14 protein-coding genes and 1 pseudogene are annotated in these 16,277 nt (G+C 72.2%); 5 read left to right on the top strand and 10 right to left on the bottom strand.

What is annotated here, in order from left to right:
• Positions 1 to 19: 19 nt before the first annotated feature.
• The 7 genes from ccsB to hemL form a co-directional block, all read right to left on the bottom strand.
• A complete protein-coding gene (ccsB, locus tag ACIQV3_RS32130; RefSeq protein ID WP_403718551.1) occupies positions 20 to 1,132 on the bottom strand; it encodes a c-type cytochrome biogenesis protein CcsB in 1,113 nt (370 codons plus the stop codon).
• Complete coding sequence (locus ACIQV3_RS32125) at positions 1,132 to 2,958, bottom strand: cytochrome c biogenesis protein ResB (protein ID WP_403718350.1); 1,827 nt, start codon at positions 2,956 to 2,958, stop codon at positions 1,132 to 1,134. The genes ccsB and ACIQV3_RS32125 overlap by 1 nt, the downstream gene beginning before the upstream one ends.
• 13 nt (positions 2,959 to 2,971) lie before the next feature.
• A complete protein-coding gene (locus ACIQV3_RS32120; RefSeq protein ID WP_403718348.1) occupies positions 2,972 to 3,766 on the bottom strand; it encodes a cytochrome c biogenesis CcdA family protein in 795 nt (264 codons plus the stop codon).
• A 4-nt stretch (positions 3,767 to 3,770) separates the two neighbouring features.
• Entirely contained in the window at positions 3,771 to 4,406 is a 636-nt protein-coding gene (locus ACIQV3_RS32115) for a TlpA family protein disulfide reductase (protein WP_403718345.1), read from the bottom strand.
• Between the two features lie 89 nt (positions 4,407 to 4,495).
• The gene (locus tag ACIQV3_RS32110) at positions 4,496 to 5,728 is read right to left on the bottom strand and encodes a hypothetical protein (protein ID WP_403718550.1); all 1,233 of its coding nucleotides are present in this window, start codon (positions 5,726 to 5,728) and stop codon (positions 4,496 to 4,498) included.
• 234 nt (positions 5,729 to 5,962) lie between these two features.
• Entirely contained in the window at positions 5,963 to 6,655 is a 693-nt protein-coding gene (locus ACIQV3_RS32105; RefSeq protein ID WP_403718342.1) for a histidine phosphatase family protein, read from the bottom strand.
• The gene (hemL, locus tag ACIQV3_RS32100; RefSeq protein WP_403718340.1) at positions 6,652 to 7,974 is read right to left on the bottom strand and encodes a glutamate-1-semialdehyde 2,1-aminomutase; all 1,323 of its coding nucleotides are present in this window, start codon (positions 7,972 to 7,974) and stop codon (positions 6,652 to 6,654) included. Before hemL ends, ACIQV3_RS32105 begins: the two co-directional genes overlap by 4 nt.
• Positions 7,975 to 8,267: 293 nt before the next feature.
• On the opposite strand from hemL, the gene ACIQV3_RS32095 reads away from it, so the two are divergent.
• Positions 8,268 to 8,705 (top strand): hypothetical protein, encoded by a 438-nt coding sequence (locus ACIQV3_RS32095; protein ID WP_008738524.1) that lies wholly within the window; start codon positions 8,268 to 8,270, stop codon positions 8,703 to 8,705.
• Positions 8,706 to 8,847: 142 nt separating this feature from the next.
• Entirely contained in the window at positions 8,848 to 11,373 is a 2,526-nt protein-coding gene (locus tag ACIQV3_RS32090) for an FG-GAP-like repeat-containing protein (protein ID WP_403718338.1), read from the top strand.
• Positions 11,374 to 11,567: 194 nt separating this feature from the next.
• On the opposite strand, the gene ACIQV3_RS32085 is transcribed toward ACIQV3_RS32090, so the two are convergent.
• Positions 11,568 to 12,467 carry an NADP-dependent oxidoreductase gene (locus tag ACIQV3_RS32085; RefSeq protein WP_403718548.1) on the bottom strand — a complete coding sequence of 300 codons (900 nt, stop codon included), beginning with the start codon at positions 12,465 to 12,467 and terminating at the stop codon, positions 11,568 to 11,570.
• 202 nt (positions 12,468 to 12,669) lie between these two features.
• Between ACIQV3_RS32085 and ACIQV3_RS32080 the strand changes: the two are divergent.
• Together ACIQV3_RS32080 and ACIQV3_RS32075 are read left to right on the top strand one after the other, a co-directional pair.
• Positions 12,670 to 13,077, top strand: a pseudogene (locus ACIQV3_RS32080) (winged helix-turn-helix transcriptional regulator); the annotation flags it as partial.
• A 128-nt stretch (positions 13,078 to 13,205) separates the two neighbouring features.
• Positions 13,206 to 13,955 carry a Mut7-C RNAse domain-containing protein gene (locus tag ACIQV3_RS32075; RefSeq protein WP_403718335.1) on the top strand — a complete coding sequence of 250 codons (750 nt, stop codon included), beginning with the start codon at positions 13,206 to 13,208 and terminating at the stop codon, positions 13,953 to 13,955.
• A gap of 120 nt (positions 13,956 to 14,075) precedes the next feature.
• On the opposite strand, the gene ACIQV3_RS32070 is transcribed toward ACIQV3_RS32075, so the two are convergent.
• The gene (locus tag ACIQV3_RS32070; RefSeq protein ID WP_403718330.1) at positions 14,076 to 14,573 is read right to left on the bottom strand and encodes a hypothetical protein; all 498 of its coding nucleotides are present in this window, start codon (positions 14,571 to 14,573) and stop codon (positions 14,076 to 14,078) included.
• A 156-nt stretch (positions 14,574 to 14,729) separates the two neighbouring features.
• Between ACIQV3_RS32070 and ACIQV3_RS32065 the strand changes: the two genes are divergently transcribed.
• The gene (locus ACIQV3_RS32065; RefSeq protein ID WP_403718328.1) at positions 14,730 to 15,491 is read left to right on the top strand and encodes an SDR family NAD(P)-dependent oxidoreductase; all 762 of its coding nucleotides are present in this window, start codon (positions 14,730 to 14,732) and stop codon (positions 15,489 to 15,491) included.
• Between the two features lie 12 nt (positions 15,492 to 15,503).
• Here ACIQV3_RS32065 and ACIQV3_RS32060 read toward each other — a convergent pair whose 3' ends face one another.
• A complete protein-coding gene (locus ACIQV3_RS32060; RefSeq protein ID WP_403718326.1) occupies positions 15,504 to 16,250 on the bottom strand; it encodes a polysaccharide deacetylase family protein in 747 nt (248 codons plus the stop codon).
• Between the last annotated feature and the right edge of the window lie 27 nt (positions 16,251 to 16,277).

The following is a 16,277-nucleotide window of genomic DNA, read 5'->3' as shown; positions in this document are numbered from 1 at the left end:
GGTGTTCCGTCCGACCGGGTCAGACGCCCGCGTACGAGTGCTTGCCGCTCAGCAGGATGTTCACGCCGTAGTAGTTCCAGATCCAGCAGGCGAACGCGAAGAGCGCGAGGTACGCGGCCTTGCGGCCCTTCCAGCCGGCCGTGGCGCGGGCGTGCAGGTAGCAGGCGTACGCCACCCAGGTCACGAAGGACCAGACCTCCTTGGGGTCCCAGCCCCAGTAGCGGCCCCACGCGTCGCCGGCCCAGATCGCGCCCGCGATGATCGTGAAGGTCCACAGCGGGAAGACGGCCGCGTTGACGCGGTACGAGAACTTGTCGAGCGAGGCCGCCGACGGGAAGCGCTCCATGACCGAGGTGGCGAACCTGCCGGGCTGACCGCCCCGCACGAGCTTCGCCTCGTAGGAGTCGCGGAACAGGTACAGGACCGCGCCGGCCGCGCCGATGTAGAAGACCGCACCGCAGATGATCGCGGTCGAGACGTGGATCAGCAGCCAGTACGACTTCAGGGCGGGGACCAGCTGGTCGCTGTCGGTGTAGAGCACCGTGGTGGCGATGCCCAGGTCGAGCAGGACCGTGGTGACCAGGAACAGGCCGAGCCAGCGGACGTTCTTCTTCAGCACGAGGAGCAGCAGGTACGCGCCGACGGCCACCGTGGAGAAGGTGATCGAGAACTCGTACATGTTGCCCCAGGGGGCCCGCTCCACCGACAGCGCGCGGGCACCGACCCCGCCCGCCGCGAGGAGGAACCCGAGGGTGGTCAGGGAGACCGCGATGCGCCCGTACAGGTCGCCCTGGACGGTGCCGCCGGCCGCGCCGGGGCCGTCCGGGACGTCACGGGTGCCGGCCGCGCTGCGCGTGACCACCTTGGGCTTGTCCAGGACGGCGGTGGCCCCGGCCTTGCCCCGCACCTGGACGGCGGGGGCGGCGGCCTTGGCGGCGGCCTTGGCGGCGGCCTTGTCACCGGCCCCGGACTGGGTGAGCGCGGCGGCCGTACGGGCCACCTTGCTGCGGCTGCCGAAGATCCACTCGGCGATGTGGGCGAAGAAGGCGAGGGTGTAGACCGCCATGGACGCGTAGATCAGGTTGTTGCTGAGGTGAGCCAGGTTCTCGTTGGCTGCGGCCGCGAGCTGCATCACGCGCGCTCCCCTTCGACTTCTTCGGCAGGTACTGCGGGTTCGGGTTCGGGTTCGGTATCGCTATCGGCGGCGGGTGCCGCGGGCGCCGCGCTCGGCGCCTGCTCGTGGAGCGCGCCGGCCAGGACCGCCAGCTCCTCCGGGAGGTTGGCGGACTCGCTGCGGCCCAGCCCCGCCATCTCGACGACGGTCACGCCGTCCTTGCCGCGGGTCGCGCGCACCCAGATCCGGCGGCGCCGGATGAAGAGGGAGCCCGCGAGGCCCGCGATGGCGGCGACGGCGCCCGCGAGGGCGAGACCGCTGCCGGGCTGGTGGGTGATCGAGAAGGTCGCCCAGCGCTCGATGCCCTCGAACTTCACGGTGCCCTGGCCGCCGGGCAGTTCCATGGACTCGCCGGGTTTGAGCAGCTTCTTGAAGAGCTCGCCCTTCTCGTCCTTGAACATCTCCATCTTCGCCGTGTCGAGCTGGTAGACGTTCTGCGGCAGGCCGGAGTCCACGCCGAGGCTGCCGTGGTACGCGTTGAGCGTCATCGCCGGATTGTCCAGTTCCGGGAACTGGGAGAGCATCGTGCCCTGACCCTGGCCGGCGTAGGTCGGGATGAACCAGGTCTGGAAGCCGAGCTGCTCGGACTTCCCCTCCTTGCTCTTGTACCCGTCGGTGACCTTGACGGCTCCGGAGGACGTGAGGTTGCCGTCCTGGGGCAGCATCGGCACGGCGTCCTTGTAGACCACCTTGCCGGTGGGGTCGGTCACCGAGATGACCGGCGCGTAGCCGTGGCCGAGCAGGTAGACCTTGGAGCCGTCCACCACCAGCGGCTTGTTGACCTGGATCTCGCGCTTCTCCGGCTTGCCGTGCGCGCCGTCGCTGAAGGTGACGTACGCCTTGAAGTCGCGCGGGGTGCCCTTCTGCGGGCCCGTGCGCTCGAAGGACGCGTCGAACTTGTCCAGGGTGAAGGAGAAGGGCGGCAGGTCGTCCGTGTCGAAGAGACCGCCGGACTTGAAGTCGTCGTACTGGGTGAGCGTGTTCGAGAAGCCCTTGCCGCGCAGGACGAGCTTGCCGCCCTCTGACTTGAAGTACTGGCCCCAGGCGAAGGCGATCAGCATGACGATCAGCGCCACGTGGAAGATCAGGTTCCCGGCCTCGCGCAGGTAGCCCTTCTCCGCCGAGACCGATCCCGACCTCGACCTCGACCTCGACCTCGACCTCGGCCTCGATCCCTTGTCCACCTCCGTACGGAAGCGGCGGCGGCGGAGCAGGTCGCGCGCGGCCGAGAGCACCTCGTCCGGGGAGCTGTCCGTGCGCCACGTCGTGTACGCGGGCATCCGGGCGAGCCCCTTGGGCGCGGCCGGCGGCCGGCCGGTGAGCTGGCCGACGAACTGCCAGGAGCGCGGCAGGATGCAGCCGATCAGCGAGATGAACAGCAGCAGGTAGATCGCGGAGAACCACACCGAGCTGTAGACGTCGAAGAGCTGGAGCTTCTCGGCGACGCCCACCCAGGAGGCGTGCTCCTTCTTCCAGACGGCGACCTTCATCAGGTCGACCTGGTTCTGCGGGACCAGCGAGCCGGGGATGGACGCCAGCGACAGCAGGAAGAGCAGGATCAGCGCGACCCGCATGGAGGTGAGCTGCCGCCAGAACCAGCGGGCCCAGCCGAGCACGCCGATGCCCACGGGGCCGCCGGGGGCGTCCTCCAGGGGTGCGGTGGACAGCTGCGCGCCGGCGGCGGCCTCGGTGGAGGCCTCGGCTTCGGCCTCGGCGGAGGCCTCGGCTTCGGCCGCGGCGGAGTCGTGCGGCGCCTCGGGGGACGCCTTGTCGGTCGTACTCATGTCCTCGTAGTCCTCAGATCCCCACCGTGAAGCCGTTGGTCCAGCTCTGCATGTCGCTGACGATGCTGCTCCACATTCCTGTGACGAGCAGCAGACCGGTCAGGATGAGCATGCCGCCGCCGATCCGCATCACCCACGCGTAGTGCTTCTTCACCCAGCCGAACGCGCCGAGCGCCTTGCGGAAGGCGAGCGCGGTGGCGATGAACGGCAGCCCCAGGCCCAGACAGAAGACCACGGTCAGCAGCGCACCGCGGCCCGCGGTGGCCTGATCGATGGAGAGGGTGCCCACGGCGGCGAGGGTCGGGCCCATGCAGGGGGTCCAGCCGAGGCCGAAGAGCACGCCGAGCAGGGGTGCGCCGAGCAGGCCGATGGTCGGCTTCCGGTGGAAGCGGAACTCGCGCATCGTCAGGCCGGGGATGGCGCCCATGAAGAACAGGCCGAGCAGGATCACCAGGCCGCCCAGCACCCGGGAGATGACTTCCTTGTTCGCGTCGAGGGTCTGCCCGAAGTAGCCGAACAGCGCGCCGGTCGAGACGAACACGGAGGTGAAGCCGAGGACGAACAGGCTCGCGCCGCCCAGCATCCGGCCGCGCCGGGCCTCGGCGAGGTCGGCTCCGCCGACGCCGGTCACGTAGGACAGGTAACCGGGGACCAGGGGGAGGACGCAGGGCGAGAAGAACGAGACCAGCCCGGCGAGCAGGGCGATCGGCAGGGCGAGCAGCAGGGCGCCGTTGAGGACGGTCGTGTTCACGCCGGTCTGTTCGGCGGCGAGGACGACATCGGAGAGGCCGGAGAGTGCGGTGACCACGAGGTCACTTCTCCGCGAGGAGCGGGTCGATCATCGAGCGCAGCTTCTCCTCGTTGACCGCGGCCAGGGTGCGGGCGGCGATCTTCCCGTCCTTGTCGAGGATGAGCGTGGAGGGGATGGCGTTCGGGTTGAGCGTGCCCTTGGGGAACCGGAGCATCAGCTTGCCGTTCGGGTCGAAGAGGCTCGGATAGGTGATCCCGTAGGTCTCTTCGAAGGAGGTCGCGCTCTGCTTGGTGTTGTCGCGGGTGTTGATGCCGACGAAGGCGACGGGCTGTCCGGCCGCCTCCATCTCCTTGGCGACCTTCGCGAAGTACGGGGCTTCGGCCCGGCACGGCGGGCACCAGGAGCCCCAGACGTTGAGGACGACGACCTTGCCCTTGAGGGTGGTGGTGTCCAGCGTCTTGCCGTCGACCGTCTCCCCGTCGAGCTTGGGGGCGTCGGTGCGGTCGGCCTTGGCGACGGTGGCGATGCCGCTGGAGCCCACCACGTAGTTGCCTCCGGCGGAACCGGAGGATTTGCTGCCGCCGTCCGCATCGCCGCACGCCGTGAGGGTGAGTGCGCCGGCGAGGGTCACCGCGGTCAGCAGGATGGCGCGGCCGCTGGTCGAGCGGCTGCGGCGGGGGGCGCGGCTAAGGCTCATGTGAAAAGTTTCGCATGTGCGCTTTGCGGATCTTCCGCGCCCCCCGGGGGGTCTGCCAATCCGCTGGTCAGGTGCTGACCCGGGCCGGATCAGACCGCCGCGAGATACGTGCCCCAGCCACCGGTCGGGGTCTGGCCGGGGCCGAGCGTGCGCAGCTTCTCCAGCACCTTGGGGTCCTGGACGTCCAGCCAGTCGGTGAACTGCCGGAAGGATACGAGCCGTACGTCCTTTTTGTCCGCCATGCCCTTGAGGGACTCCTCGACGGCGTCCATGTAGATGCCGCCGTTCCACTCCTCGAAGTGGTTGCCGATGAAGAGGGGCGCGCGGTTGGTCTCGTAGGCCCGCTTGAAACCGCCCAGGTAGGTGGCGGTGGCCTGGGTGCGCCAGGCCGGGTAGTGGGAGGGGACGCCCTTGGTGGTGTTCTTGGACTGGTTCGCGAGGATGTTGTAGTCCATCGACAGCACCTCGAAGGAGTGCCCCGGGAAGGGGAGCGACTGCAGCGGCAGGTCCCACAGGCCGCCGCGCTTGACCGGCCACTGCTGGAGGCCGCCGGGCGAGCTGGAGTCGTAGCGCCAGCCCAGCTTCCGCGCGGTCGGCAGCAGGTTGTCCTGCCCGAGCAGGCAGGGGGTGCGGGCGCCGACCAGCTCCTTGCGGTAGTCGAAGGGCAGCGGATCGAGGTCGGTCCAGCCGGTGTTGGTGCGCCAGTTGGTGACGAAGGACACGGCCTGGTCGATCTCGCTCCGCCAGTCCTCGGGGGTCCACCTGCCGACCGAGCCGGAGCCGCCGCAGAAGTGCCCGTTGAAGTGGGTGCCTATTTCGTGGCCGTCGAGCCAGGCCTCGCGCACGTACTTGAGGGTGCTGCGGACGTTCTCGTCCTTGAGGTACCCGATGTCGGAGGCGCCGACGGGGTTCTTCGGCGGCCGGTAGAGGCCCTTCTTCGACTCGGGCAGGAGGTAGATCCCGGAGAGGAAGAAGGTCATCGCCGCGCCGTGATCCTTGGCGAGCTTGAGGAAGCGGGGGAAGAGGCCGTTGCCGACCTCCCCCGCGCCGTCCCAGCTGAACACCACGAACTGGGGCGGGGTCTCGCCCGGCTGAAGGGGTACGGGGGCGGCCGGCTGGTGCGGCTGCGGCCCGGTGTCGGCGGTGGATCCGTCGCCGATGGGCTTGACCACCGGGCCGGTGGGCGGGGCGGCGCCCGTCGGGTTGGCCGGGCCCGGGTTGCCCGTACCGGACGGACCGCCGACGTTGCAGCCGGCGATGCCGGCCGCCGCGGCGGCTCCAAGTCCGAGTCCGAGTACTCCCCTTCGGCTGAAGCCGCGCATATCGCTCATGCAATGCATACAAACGGACAATTTGGCGATGTCTAGAGGTGACACGGCCACGTCCGGCAACTTGTATGAAATTAGGCAGAGTCTTGGCCAAACGGGCACCGCCCGAGGGGTTGCGCCCCGGGCCGGGCTGCGCTTCCAGCAGGGCTGCGGCCCTGCGCTCATGACTCCGGGCCCGACCCCCCCCTGGGGGGCCGGGCCCGGCAATCCCTGCCGCGCGGCCGGGGCTTACGCCCCGAACGCCTTGGACTTGCCCTTCACCGGCTTCGCCCCCGCGAGGAGGTGCGCCGGGACCAGGTCGCGGGCCGGCTCGCTGTAGCCCACCGACACCAGCGTGTCCCCCTGGTACGTGAACGAGGTCAGCGAGGCCAGCGTGCACTGGCGGCGGCGCGGGTCGTGCCACAGCCGCCGCTTCTCCGCGAAGCTCCGTACGATCCAGATCGGGAGCTGGTGGCTGACCGCCACCGCCTCGTGGCCGCGGGCCGCGTCACGGGCGGTCTCGATCGCGCTCGTCATCCGCACGACCTGCTCGACGTACGGCTCGCCCCAGGACGGCTTGAACGGGTTCGTCAGGTGCTTCCAGTTCCCGGGCCTGCGCAGCGCGCCGTCGCCGACGCCGAAGGTCTTGCCCTCGAACACGTTGCCCGCCTCCAGGAGGCGGGCGTCGGTCGCCAGGTCCAGACCGTGCGACTTCGCGATCGGCGCGGCCGTCTCCTGGGCCCGCTCCAGCGGGGAGGCCACGACGTAGGTCACGTCGCGGTTCTCCAAGTGCTCCGCGACCCGGTCCGCCATCTTCCGGCCCAGCTCGGAGAGGTGGTAGCCCGCGCGACGGCCGTAGAGGACCCCGTCCGGGTTGTGCACCTCGCCGTGGCGCACCACGTGGACGACGGTGATCTCGTTGCCACCGGCTACGGCGCTCACGCGGTGGCCTCCGCGGCGGCCCGGGCGGCGGCCGGCAGGGCGGCCGCGATGCGCTCGATCGCCTTGTCGTCGTGGGAGGTGGACACGAACCACGACTCGAACGCCGACGGCGGCAGGTAGACGCCCTGCGCCAGCATCGAGTGGAAGAAGCCGTTGAAGCGGAAGGCCTCCTGCTTCTTCGCGTCGTCGTAGTTGCGGACCTCGTCCTCGGTGAAGAACACCGAGAACATGTTCGAGGCGGTCTGCAGCCGGTGCGCGACGCCCTCCTTGGTGAGCGCCTCGGTGACCAGCCCCTGGATCTGGAGCGACACGGCGTCGACCTTCTCGTACGCCGCCTCGTCCAGCAGCCGCAGCTGCGCCAGACCGGCGGCCGTGGCGATCGGGTTACCGGACAGCGTGCCCGCCTGGTAGACGGGACCCGCCGGCGCAAGGTGGCCCATGACGTCCGCGCGGCCGCCGAACGCCGCGGCCGGGAAGCCGCCGCCCATGACCTTGCCGAAGGTCATCAGGTCGGGCGTGACCCCGTCCACTCCGTACCAGCCGGCGCGCGAGGTACGGAAACCCGTCATGACCTCGTCGGAGATGTACAGGGCGCCGTTCGCCCGGCACAGGTCGGCGAGCCCCTGGTTGAAGCCCTCCCCCGGGGTCACGACGCCCATGTTGCCGGGCGCCGCCTCGGTGATCACACAGGCGATCTCGCCGGGGTGCGCGGCGAAGGCCGCCCGGACCGATTCCAGATCGTTGTAGGGGAGCACGATCGTGTCCCCGGCCTGCGCGCCCGTCACCCCGGGGGTGTCCGGCAGCGCGAAGGTCGCGAGCCCGGAGCCGGCGGCGGCCAGCAGCGAGTCCACGTGCCCGTGGTAGCAGCCGGCGAACTTCACGATCTTGGCGCGGCCGGTGAACCCGCGGGCGAGGCGGATCGCGGACATGGTCGCCTCGGTGCCCGAGGACACCAGGCGGACCTGCTCCACGGGCTCGATCCGCGCGACGATCTCCTCGGCGAGCGCGACCTCGCCCTCACCGGGGGTGCCGAAGGAGGTGCCGCGGACGACGGCGGCCTGGATGGCCTCCACCACGGCCGGGTGGGCGTGGCCGAGGATCATCGGCCCCCACGAGCAGACCAGGTCGACGTACTCGCGCCCGTCGGCATCGGTCAGGTACGGACCGGTACCGGACACCATGAACCTGGGCGTTCCGCCCACGGCGCGGAAGGCGCGCACCGGAGAGTTCACGCCGCCAGGCGTCACGAGGGACGCGCGGTCAAAGAGAGTCTGCGAGACTTTGGCTTCATACGGGTACGGGTAGCTCACACCAGCCATGGTCTCATCAGGCCGCGACTGACTTGCGGACGGGCGTTTCACCGCGCCGCCCCGGGGGAGGTCACTGCCATGATGATCAGGCTGCGTGGCGGGGGTCACGGGGCCGGGGCAGGCAAGACACGTCGGGTGGAGATATGCAACGCGGTGGTGGACCGGGCGAGGGCACGGACGGCCTGGACCCGCAGCGCGCCCGGGAACGTCGCCGCGGCAAGCACCGCCGTCGTGCCACGGACGCGGCAGAACCCGTACCGGGACCCACGCAGGACCCCGACGGCCTGCCCAGGGGCCGCGGCATGGGCGTGACGTACAAGTACTTCGGCGCCCCCGACGGGGCCACGGCCGCGCGCGTCCCGGTGACGATGCGACCGGAGGAGCTCGGCGGCGACGAGCTCGGCATGGGCGGCATGTTCACCAAGATCAAGCCGGAGACCGTCGCCGCGATGGTCCTGACCGGCATCGAGGGCATACCCCTGCACAAGGTGCCCCCGCTGGAGCTGGTCGTCCTCCACCCCGACTACGCCGTCGTGAAGCTCCCGATGACCGTCGTCGACCCGCTGCGCGGCATCGGCGAGGAATCGGTCGGCGCCGCCGCCTTCATCTGGTCCACGGTCCCCGACCGGGGCGGCCCCCGCGACGCCTTCAACGTCTACCAGCTGCTCCACGAATGGCAGGATTTCAGCCACCGCCTGCACGAAGCCGGGCATCAGCCGTACTGCCTCGTCTGGCCCTGACCCGGCCTTCCCCCCCCCTGCGGGCGGCCCTCCGCGAGGACTTCCCGGCCCCGCCCGCGATCAACGGCCCCGGCCGTACAACCCGGCGGGGTCTTCGGGCGTCTCCCTTGCGGAGTAACTGCCTTTCACCTCAGGGGGATCCGTGCACCTGTCCGCTTCCGTCCGTCCCGCACGCGGCGCGCGCCGCCGCGGCCTGTCCGCGCTGGTGGTCGCCGCCGTCGTGGCCGGCACCGCCCCGGCACTGGTCGGCACCGCCCACGCGGCGTTCGTGCCCGCGTGGACCGCGGGAACCAGCGTCACCCCAAAGATGATCTTCAGTGACAGCCAGGCACTGGTACGGACCGACGACGGCACCGACGTCGTCCTCTACAACCAGGAGCTGGGCCCCGACCGCGCCCTGTACGCGGCGGTCCGCCCGGCCGGCACCGAGGTCTGGGGAGCCCCGGTCCTGCTGTCCGTGACCGCGCAGCACCCGGGCCAGGGGCGGCTCGTGACCGTCGGGAACAAGGTGGTCGCCGCCTGGACCGACTACCCGGCGAGCCGCATCGGCGACGGGGGCACGACCCCGGGCCGGGTCGTCACCGCCACCCTCGACAAGGGCGCGTGGTCAGCGCCCACCGTCCTGCTCGGCACGGACCAGAACCGCCGCCCGTCCGAGCCCGACCTGGCCGTCGGCGCGGACGGGACGATCGTCGTCACCTGGCAGCAGCGCCTGCCCGCCGGGGCCGAGTCCTCGGTCTGGGCCGCCACCCGCTCCGGCGCGGGCGCCTGGTCCGCCCCGGCCCGCGTCAGCAACGCGGCCGGGGACGGCCACGCCGGGGCCGACCGCCCCCAGGCCGCCGTGGACGCCGAGGGCACCCCCGTGGTCGCCTTCCACCAGCAGACCGAGGACGGCGGCTCCAGCATCCGTACGTCCACGCTGCCCGCCGGCGCCTCCGCCTGGACCCTTCCCGCCGCGGTCGCCGAGTCCGCCGCCGCCCAACTGGGCGAGCCCGCCCTGACCAGCTCCGCCGCCGGCACCGTGGCCCTGACCTGGTCCGAGCCGCGCCCCGCGCAGGGCGACCGGCTGCTGCGCACCGCCACCGCCGCCGACGCGTCCGCCGCCTGGAGCACGGCGGAGCCGCTGCCCGTCGCGGCGGCCCTGCAGGAGACCCCGGAGCCGCTGATCGAGCCCGACGGCGACGTGACCCTGGTCTGGAACGGCGGCCCGGACCGCGGCAAGGGCCGCATCCGCTCCGCCACCCTGGACCACACCGACCGCCACTGGTCGGCCGTCGCCACCGTCTCCGCCAAAGACCACTCGATCAACGCCGAAGACCACTCCGTGTCCCTGGGCAAGGACGGCACCGTCTGGGTGACCTGGGCACACAACGCCGACCGCCAGGAGATGCGCCAGGCTCGCCTCAAGGACGGTGTGTGGAGCGGCAGCGGCAGGCTGTGGAACTCCAGCGCCGACAGCGTCAAGGGCCTGATCGCCGCCGGCCCCGACGGCAGCGCCACCGCCGTCTGGGACCGCGACGGCGAAGGTGACATCGGGCTGCTGAGCGCCCACACCACGGACGCTCCGGTGACCGTCGTCAGCTCCTCCGTCACGGCGGAGTACGACCACGCTCGCGGCTCCTGGGGTCCGCGGTGGCAGCTCAGCCGCCCCGTCTCCTCCTGGACCCTGACCCTCGCCGAAGCGACCGGGACCTTCAAGCGCACCATCAAGGGCGGCGCGACGCTGAGCCCCTCACTGATGTGGGACGGCTACGGCGACGACGGCACCACCGTCGCCGCCCCCAACGGCCCGGTGACGTGGACCCTCACGGCCACGCCGTACGCCGGGGACACCAGCGCGCGGACCCTGGCCACGGGCACGGTCACCGTCGTCAACGGCACCGCCCCCCTCCGCGACCAGGGCAGCGCCACCGGCCGGCCCGACGGCACCGGCGACGCGTTCGTCCTGACCACCAACGGTGGCATCCGCTCGATCTTCGGGGACCGCGCCACCGGCGCCTTCAAGGGCTACGCCACCGGCTACGGCTGGCCCGCCGGCACCCTGCCGATCCCGGTCAAGGACGCGAACACCGACCGCTGCAACGACCTGCTGGTCCGCAACTCCAAGGGCGAGCTCCGCCGTTACACCCCCGCCTGCGGCCAGACCGTCACGCCGAAGACCCCCCACAAGCTCATCGGCGGCGGCTGGAACCAGTACGACGTGCTGACCTCCCCCGGCGACGTCGCCGGTGGCGGCCCGGCCGAACTCGTCGCCCGCAACGCCTCGACCGGCGCCCTGTACCGCTACGCCCGCGCCACGGACGGCACCTTCGCCCCGCGCGTGCAGATCCCCGGCTCGTACAAGGGCTACAAGAAGATCCTCGGCGCCGGCGACCTCAACGGCGACCGGTTCGGCGACCTGATCCTCCAGGACAAGTCCAACCGGCTGTGGCGCATGAACGGCACCGCCAAGGGCACCTTCACCGCGCCGGTGAAGATCTCCGACAGCTGGGGCTCGTCCTACGACTTCGTGGTCGCCGCCGGCGACCTGAACGGCGACGGCCGGACGGACCTCCTGTCCCGGGACACCTCCGGCGCCGTCTGGCGGATCCCCGGCACCGGCAAGGGCACCTTCGGCAGCCGCGTGAAGGCCGGCACGGGCTGGCAGATCTACAAGGGTCTGTACTGATCCCGCTACCGGCCTGATGGACCGGCGCCTGGGACCTGCCGGGGCTGGGCCGGGCCTGGGCCTGGGCTGGGCCTGGCTCAGGCTCGGCTTAGGCCTGGGCCCCGGCCTGGCAGGGCCTGGCGGGCCGGGCAGGGCCAGGCCTGGCCCGGTCGGGACGGGAGGGCCCGGCCCGGCCGCCCGGGCTCCCCGTGGGCTCAGGCCGTCAGGACGATGCGGCCGCGCGTGCCCGGGTCCGCGAGGTCGGCGTGGGCCTTGGGGGCCTCCGCCAGGGGGAAGGTGCGCGCCACCCTGAGCGTCAGCTCCCCCGCGTCGACCAGCGTCACCAGGCGGGCCAGGTGCGCGCCGTCCGCCGCCACCTCCTGCTCCACCACGCGGACGCCCCGCTCCGCCGCCGGGGCCGCGTGGGGGATCAGCCCGACGTACGAGCCGCCGTCGCGGACGAAGGCCAGGGCCGGCCCGCCGAGCACCGCCGTGTCCACGACGCCGTCCACGGTGCCCGCCGCCGGAGCCGAGCCGCGCGGGACGAAGTGGGCCGCGCCCAGGGACCGTACGAGTTCCTCGTCATCGGCTCCCGCCAGGGCCGTCACCACGTAGCCGGCCCGCGCCGCCAGCTGGACCGCGAGCCCGCCGACCGCCCCCGCCGCGCCCGTGACCAGGACCGCGGCCCCGGCCGGGAGTTCCAGCAGATCCACCGCACGGGCCGCGGTCAGGCCGCTCAGCGGCAGCGCCGCCGCCGTCACCCGGTCGACCGTGACCGGGGCCGGAGCGAGCGCCGACGCGTCCAGCACCGCGTACTCCGCGTGCGTGCCGAGCGGCTTGACCGGCCCGTAGTGCAGGCCGACCACCTGGTCGGACACCGCCCAGCCGTCCACGTCCGCGCCGAGCTCGTCGATCTCGCCCGCCACGTCCCAGCCGAAGCCCAGCCGCTGCCCCTCGCCGCCGAAGACCCCGGCCCGTACCGCGCCGTCGACCGGGTTCAGGCCCGCCGCCCGGACCCGTACCCGGACCTGCCCGGCGCCCGGCCGCGGGATCGGCACCCGTACGATCTCGACCCGCTCGGGGCCGCCGAAGCCCTCGGCCACCGCCGCCGCCATCGTCCCCGTAGCCGTCGCCCTAGCCGCAACGGTCTCCGTCGCCTGGCCGGTCGTCTGCTCGGTCTCGCTCATCGCCATCGCCTCTTCCGCGGGCTCGCTCTCTCGTTCCGGTGTTCCCGGTGAGAACCAACCTAGGGAGAGCTACTCTCTATTCGTAAGTACGTACCTCGAAGTGCGTACCCGACCCGGAAGTGGGGCACCCATGGCCACCCGTACCGCCGAGGCCCGCCGCGAAGAGGCCCGCGAGTCCTACGACGCCTTCCTCAAGGAGTGCCCCACCAGCCAGCTCCTGGCCCGCATCAGCGACAAGTGGGTCGGCCTCATCGTCAGCGCGCTCACCCAGGCCGAGGACCGCACCATGCGCTACAGCGAGCTCGGCCGCAAGATCCCCGGCGTCAGCCAGAAGATGCTGACCCAGACCCTGCGTTCCCTGGAGCGCGACGGCCTCGTCGCCCGCGCCGTCACACCCACCGTCCCCGTCCGCGTCGACTACCGGCTCACCGAACTCGGCGCCAACCTCGGCTGCCTGCTCAGCTCCGTGAAGGAATGGGCCGAGAACCACTTCGACCAGGTCAACGCCCATCGCGAACTGCACGACGCGGTGGCCGCGGGCACGGACACGGGCACGGGCACGGCTACGGGCACCGATCCGGGCACCCGTACGCGCACGGACGCGAACGTGCGCGCGGAGGCGTAAATCCCCCGCCGCACCCCACCCCGCGATGGCATGCTGGCCCCGTGAACGGACCCGGAATTCAGCTCACCCTCGCCCCCGAACTGCACGTGTTCGCCGCGCCCGCGCGCCGCGGCACCCGCGTACCGACCACCACCGACGGCGCCTCCAGCCTCGGCCACGTCGTCGAATCGGCCGGCGTCCCGCTCACCGAAGTCGGCCGGATCCTCGTCGACGGCGCCGAGACGCCCCTCGCCCACGTGCCCCGGGCCGGCGAATCCGTGGAAGTCTTCGGCGTGGACCGCCCCCAGCACCTCCCCGGCGTCCCCGGGAGCATCCCGCTGCGCTTCCTCCTCGACGTCCACCTCGGCACCCTCGCCCGCCGCCTGCGGCTGCTCGGCGTGGACACCGCGTACGAGAACGAGGACATCGGCGACCCGGCCCTGGCCACCCGCTCCGCCGCCGAGCAGCGCGTCCTGCTCTCCCGCGACCGCGGACTGCTGCGCCGCCGCGAGCTGTTCGCCGGCGCGTACGTCTACAGCGACAACCCCGACGAGCAGGTCCGCGACATCCTGGGCCGGTTCGCCCCGGCCCTCGCGCCGTGGACCCGCTGCACCGCGTGCAACGGGACCCTGCGCGAGGCCGACAAGGACAGCGTCGGCGACCGGCTGGAGAGCGGCACGCAGCGCTCGTACGAGGTCTTCGCCCAGTGCACCGACTGCGAGCGCGTCTACTGGCGCGGAGCCCACCACGCCCGGCTGGAGCGGATCGTCGACGAGGCCCTGGCCGAGTTCGGCGGCGTGAGCACGCCGTAGCGACACCCGCCCGGGCCCGCTCGGGCCCCGGCGGACTCCGGCGGGCCGAACCGGGTTCGCCCCGGCCCCCGCAAGGTCACCCGGGCCCACGCGACCCACACGACCCACACGACCCACGCGTCAGAACGCGTACGTGTCCCCCGTGTCCAGGGCCAGCACCACGTGCTCGTTGTTGGTGTGGTTCCGGTCCGTCGCGCCGCCGTTCCACCACGTGTCCACCCGCACCACCACCTCCGGAGCCGGCTCCTTCAGCCGCAGCACCAGCCCGATGTGCCGCCCCCGCCCGCGCAGCGGCAGCGCACCCGTCTCGCACACCACCTCGCGCAGCCCGGCCCGCGCACAGCCCTCCGCCAGTTCCTGCCGGTCCGCGAGATCGGCCGACAGGCGCAGCCGTACGGTCGCGTTCGCCAGGGCGGACGGACCCTCGTTCTCCGGGACCAGCAGGATCCGCAGCCGGCCGCCGTCCAGGGCGACCCGCCCGTGATAGGCCACATCGGCCTCCGGCCCGGCCCCGGCGCGGGCGTTCCCGACACCGCTCCCCAGCCCTCCGAGCAGCACCAGCAGCCCGGCCATCACCACACTCCGTACGGCACCTCGGCGCACCGCGACCACCTCCACGCGCGGACGCTAGCCCTCCCACCCGCCCGATGGTCGGACCATCACACGAACGAGGGCGAGCCCTCCCCCGCGCGGCCGGTGACCTGCGCGGGGACCGGCCTATGCTGGCCAGGCCAGTCACCACCGTACGAACACACGACCGCACGAGGAGCCAGCATGAGCACGGCCACCCGAACCGCCGTAGTCACCGGCGCGAGCAGCGGCATCGGCGCGGCCACCGCCCGGCAGCTCGCCGCGGCCGGCTACCACGTCGTCCTCACCGCCCGCCGCAAGGACCGCATCGAGGCCCTCGCCGCCGAGATCACGGCCGCCGGCCACGAGGCGACCGCCCATGCCCTCGACGTCACCGACCGAGCCGCCGTAGACGCCCTCGCCGCGTCCCTCGACCGCTGCGACGTGCTCGTCAACAACGCCGGCGGCGCCATCGGAGCCGACCCCGTCGCCACCGGCGACCCCGCCGACTGGCGCACGATGTACGAGGTCAACGTCATCGGCACGCTCCACGTCACCCAGGCCCTGCTCCCGGCCCTGACAGCCTCGGGCGACGGCACGGTCGTCGTGCTCTCCTCCACCGCCGGCCACGCCACCTACGAGGGCGGCGCCGGCTACGTGGCCGCCAAGAACGGCGCCCGCGTCCTCGCCGAGACCCTCCGCCTGGAGATCGTCGGCCAGCCCGTCCGCGTCATCGAGATCGCCCCCGGCCTGGTCAAGACCGAGGAGTTCGCCAAGACCCGCTTCCGCGGCGACGCGGAGCGGGCGGAGAAGGTCTACGCCGGCGTGGCCGAGCCGCTCTCCGCCGACGACGTGGCCGACACCATCACCTGGGCGGTGACCCGCCCCAGCCACGTCAACATCGACCTCCTGGTGGTCCGCCCCCGCGCCCAGGCCTCGAACACGAAGCTCCACCGCGAGCTGTAGCCCCTACGGGCCCTACTTCACCAGCCCGGCACTCTTCAGGTGCGGCATCAGGGCCGCCGGCTTCAGCCCGGCGGCCTTCGCCGCGTCCAGGGCCCGCTTCAGGTCCGCGCCCAGCGTCGGCGTGAAGTGCAGCAGCACGATGTCCCCGGCGTTCAGCTGCGGCGTGGCCGGCGTCTCGCTCCACGTCGTGAAGTCGTGCGTCCACGTGATCAGCGCCTTGACCCCGCACGCCTTGGCGGCCAGCCGCACGTCGTCGTTGACCGCCCCGTACGGCGGCCGCAGCAGCTTCGGCTCCCGCCCGAAGGCCGCGGAGAGCTGCTCCCCGGCCCCGCACACCTCGGCGTCCTTGCCGGCGGCATCCAGCATCGTCAGATCAGAATGACTGACGGTGTGGTTCTCGACGTTCACCGACCGTCCCTGCGCGACCAGCCCGGTGAAGTACTGGGCGTCGTACGAGAACGCCCCCGGCAGCAGGAACAGCGAAGCGGGCACCCGCTGATCCACCAGCGTCCGCGCGACGGCGGGATCGTGCGCCCACCCGTCGTCGATGGTGATGAACACGACCTTCTCGCTGGTCGGCACGTGCGACACGACGGGCGGCAGCCCGACGGCCCGCGCGCCCGCGGCGGCGGCCGGAGCAGCGGCCGGGACAGCGGCCGGAGCGGCACCCCCGGACCCGACGGCATCGGCTGCCTGAGCGGCACCAACGGTGAGCGACAACGACGCGAGCGCGGCAAGAACCGCACGGGATCTCCACATGCGGCACACCTTGGTCTAGACCAACTC

Origin of the sequence: Streptomyces sp. NPDC099050 (assembly GCF_044759865.1) — a bacterium.
Classification (GTDB): domain Bacteria; phylum Actinomycetota; class Actinomycetes; order Streptomycetales; family Streptomycetaceae; genus Streptomyces.
Note: the sequence above shows the minus strand (reverse complement) of the source record. Positions and strands in the feature narration are given on the sequence as shown.

Coding starts and splice junctions, on each gene's coding strand:
- ccsB (WP_403718551.1), bottom strand. CDS start 1,132: ATGCAGCTCGCGGCCGCAGCCAACGAGAACCTGGCTCACCTCAGCAAC.
- ACIQV3_RS32125 (WP_403718350.1), bottom strand. CDS start 2,958: ATGAGTACGACCGACAAGGCGTCCCCCGAGGCGCCGCACGACTCCGCC.
- ACIQV3_RS32115 (WP_403718345.1), bottom strand. CDS start 4,406: ATGAGCCTTAGCCGCGCCCCCCGCCGCAGCCGCTCGACCAGCGGCCGC.
- ACIQV3_RS32110 (WP_403718550.1), bottom strand. CDS start 5,728: ATGCGCGGCTTCAGCCGAAGGGGAGTACTCGGACTCGGACTTGGAGCC.
- hemL (WP_403718340.1), bottom strand. CDS start 7,974: ATGGCTGGTGTGAGCTACCCGTACCCGTATGAAGCCAAAGTCTCGCAG.
- ACIQV3_RS32095 (WP_008738524.1), top strand. CDS start 8,268: ATGGGCGTGACGTACAAGTACTTCGGCGCCCCCGACGGGGCCACGGCC.
- ACIQV3_RS32085 (WP_403718548.1), bottom strand. CDS start 12,467: ATGGCGGCGGCGGTGGCCGAGGGCTTCGGCGGCCCCGAGCGGGTCGAG.
- ACIQV3_RS32065 (WP_403718328.1), top strand. CDS start 14,730: ATGAGCACGGCCACCCGAACCGCCGTAGTCACCGGCGCGAGCAGCGGC.
- ACIQV3_RS32060 (WP_403718326.1), bottom strand. CDS start 16,250: ATGTGGAGATCCCGTGCGGTTCTTGCCGCGCTCGCGTCGTTGTCGCTC.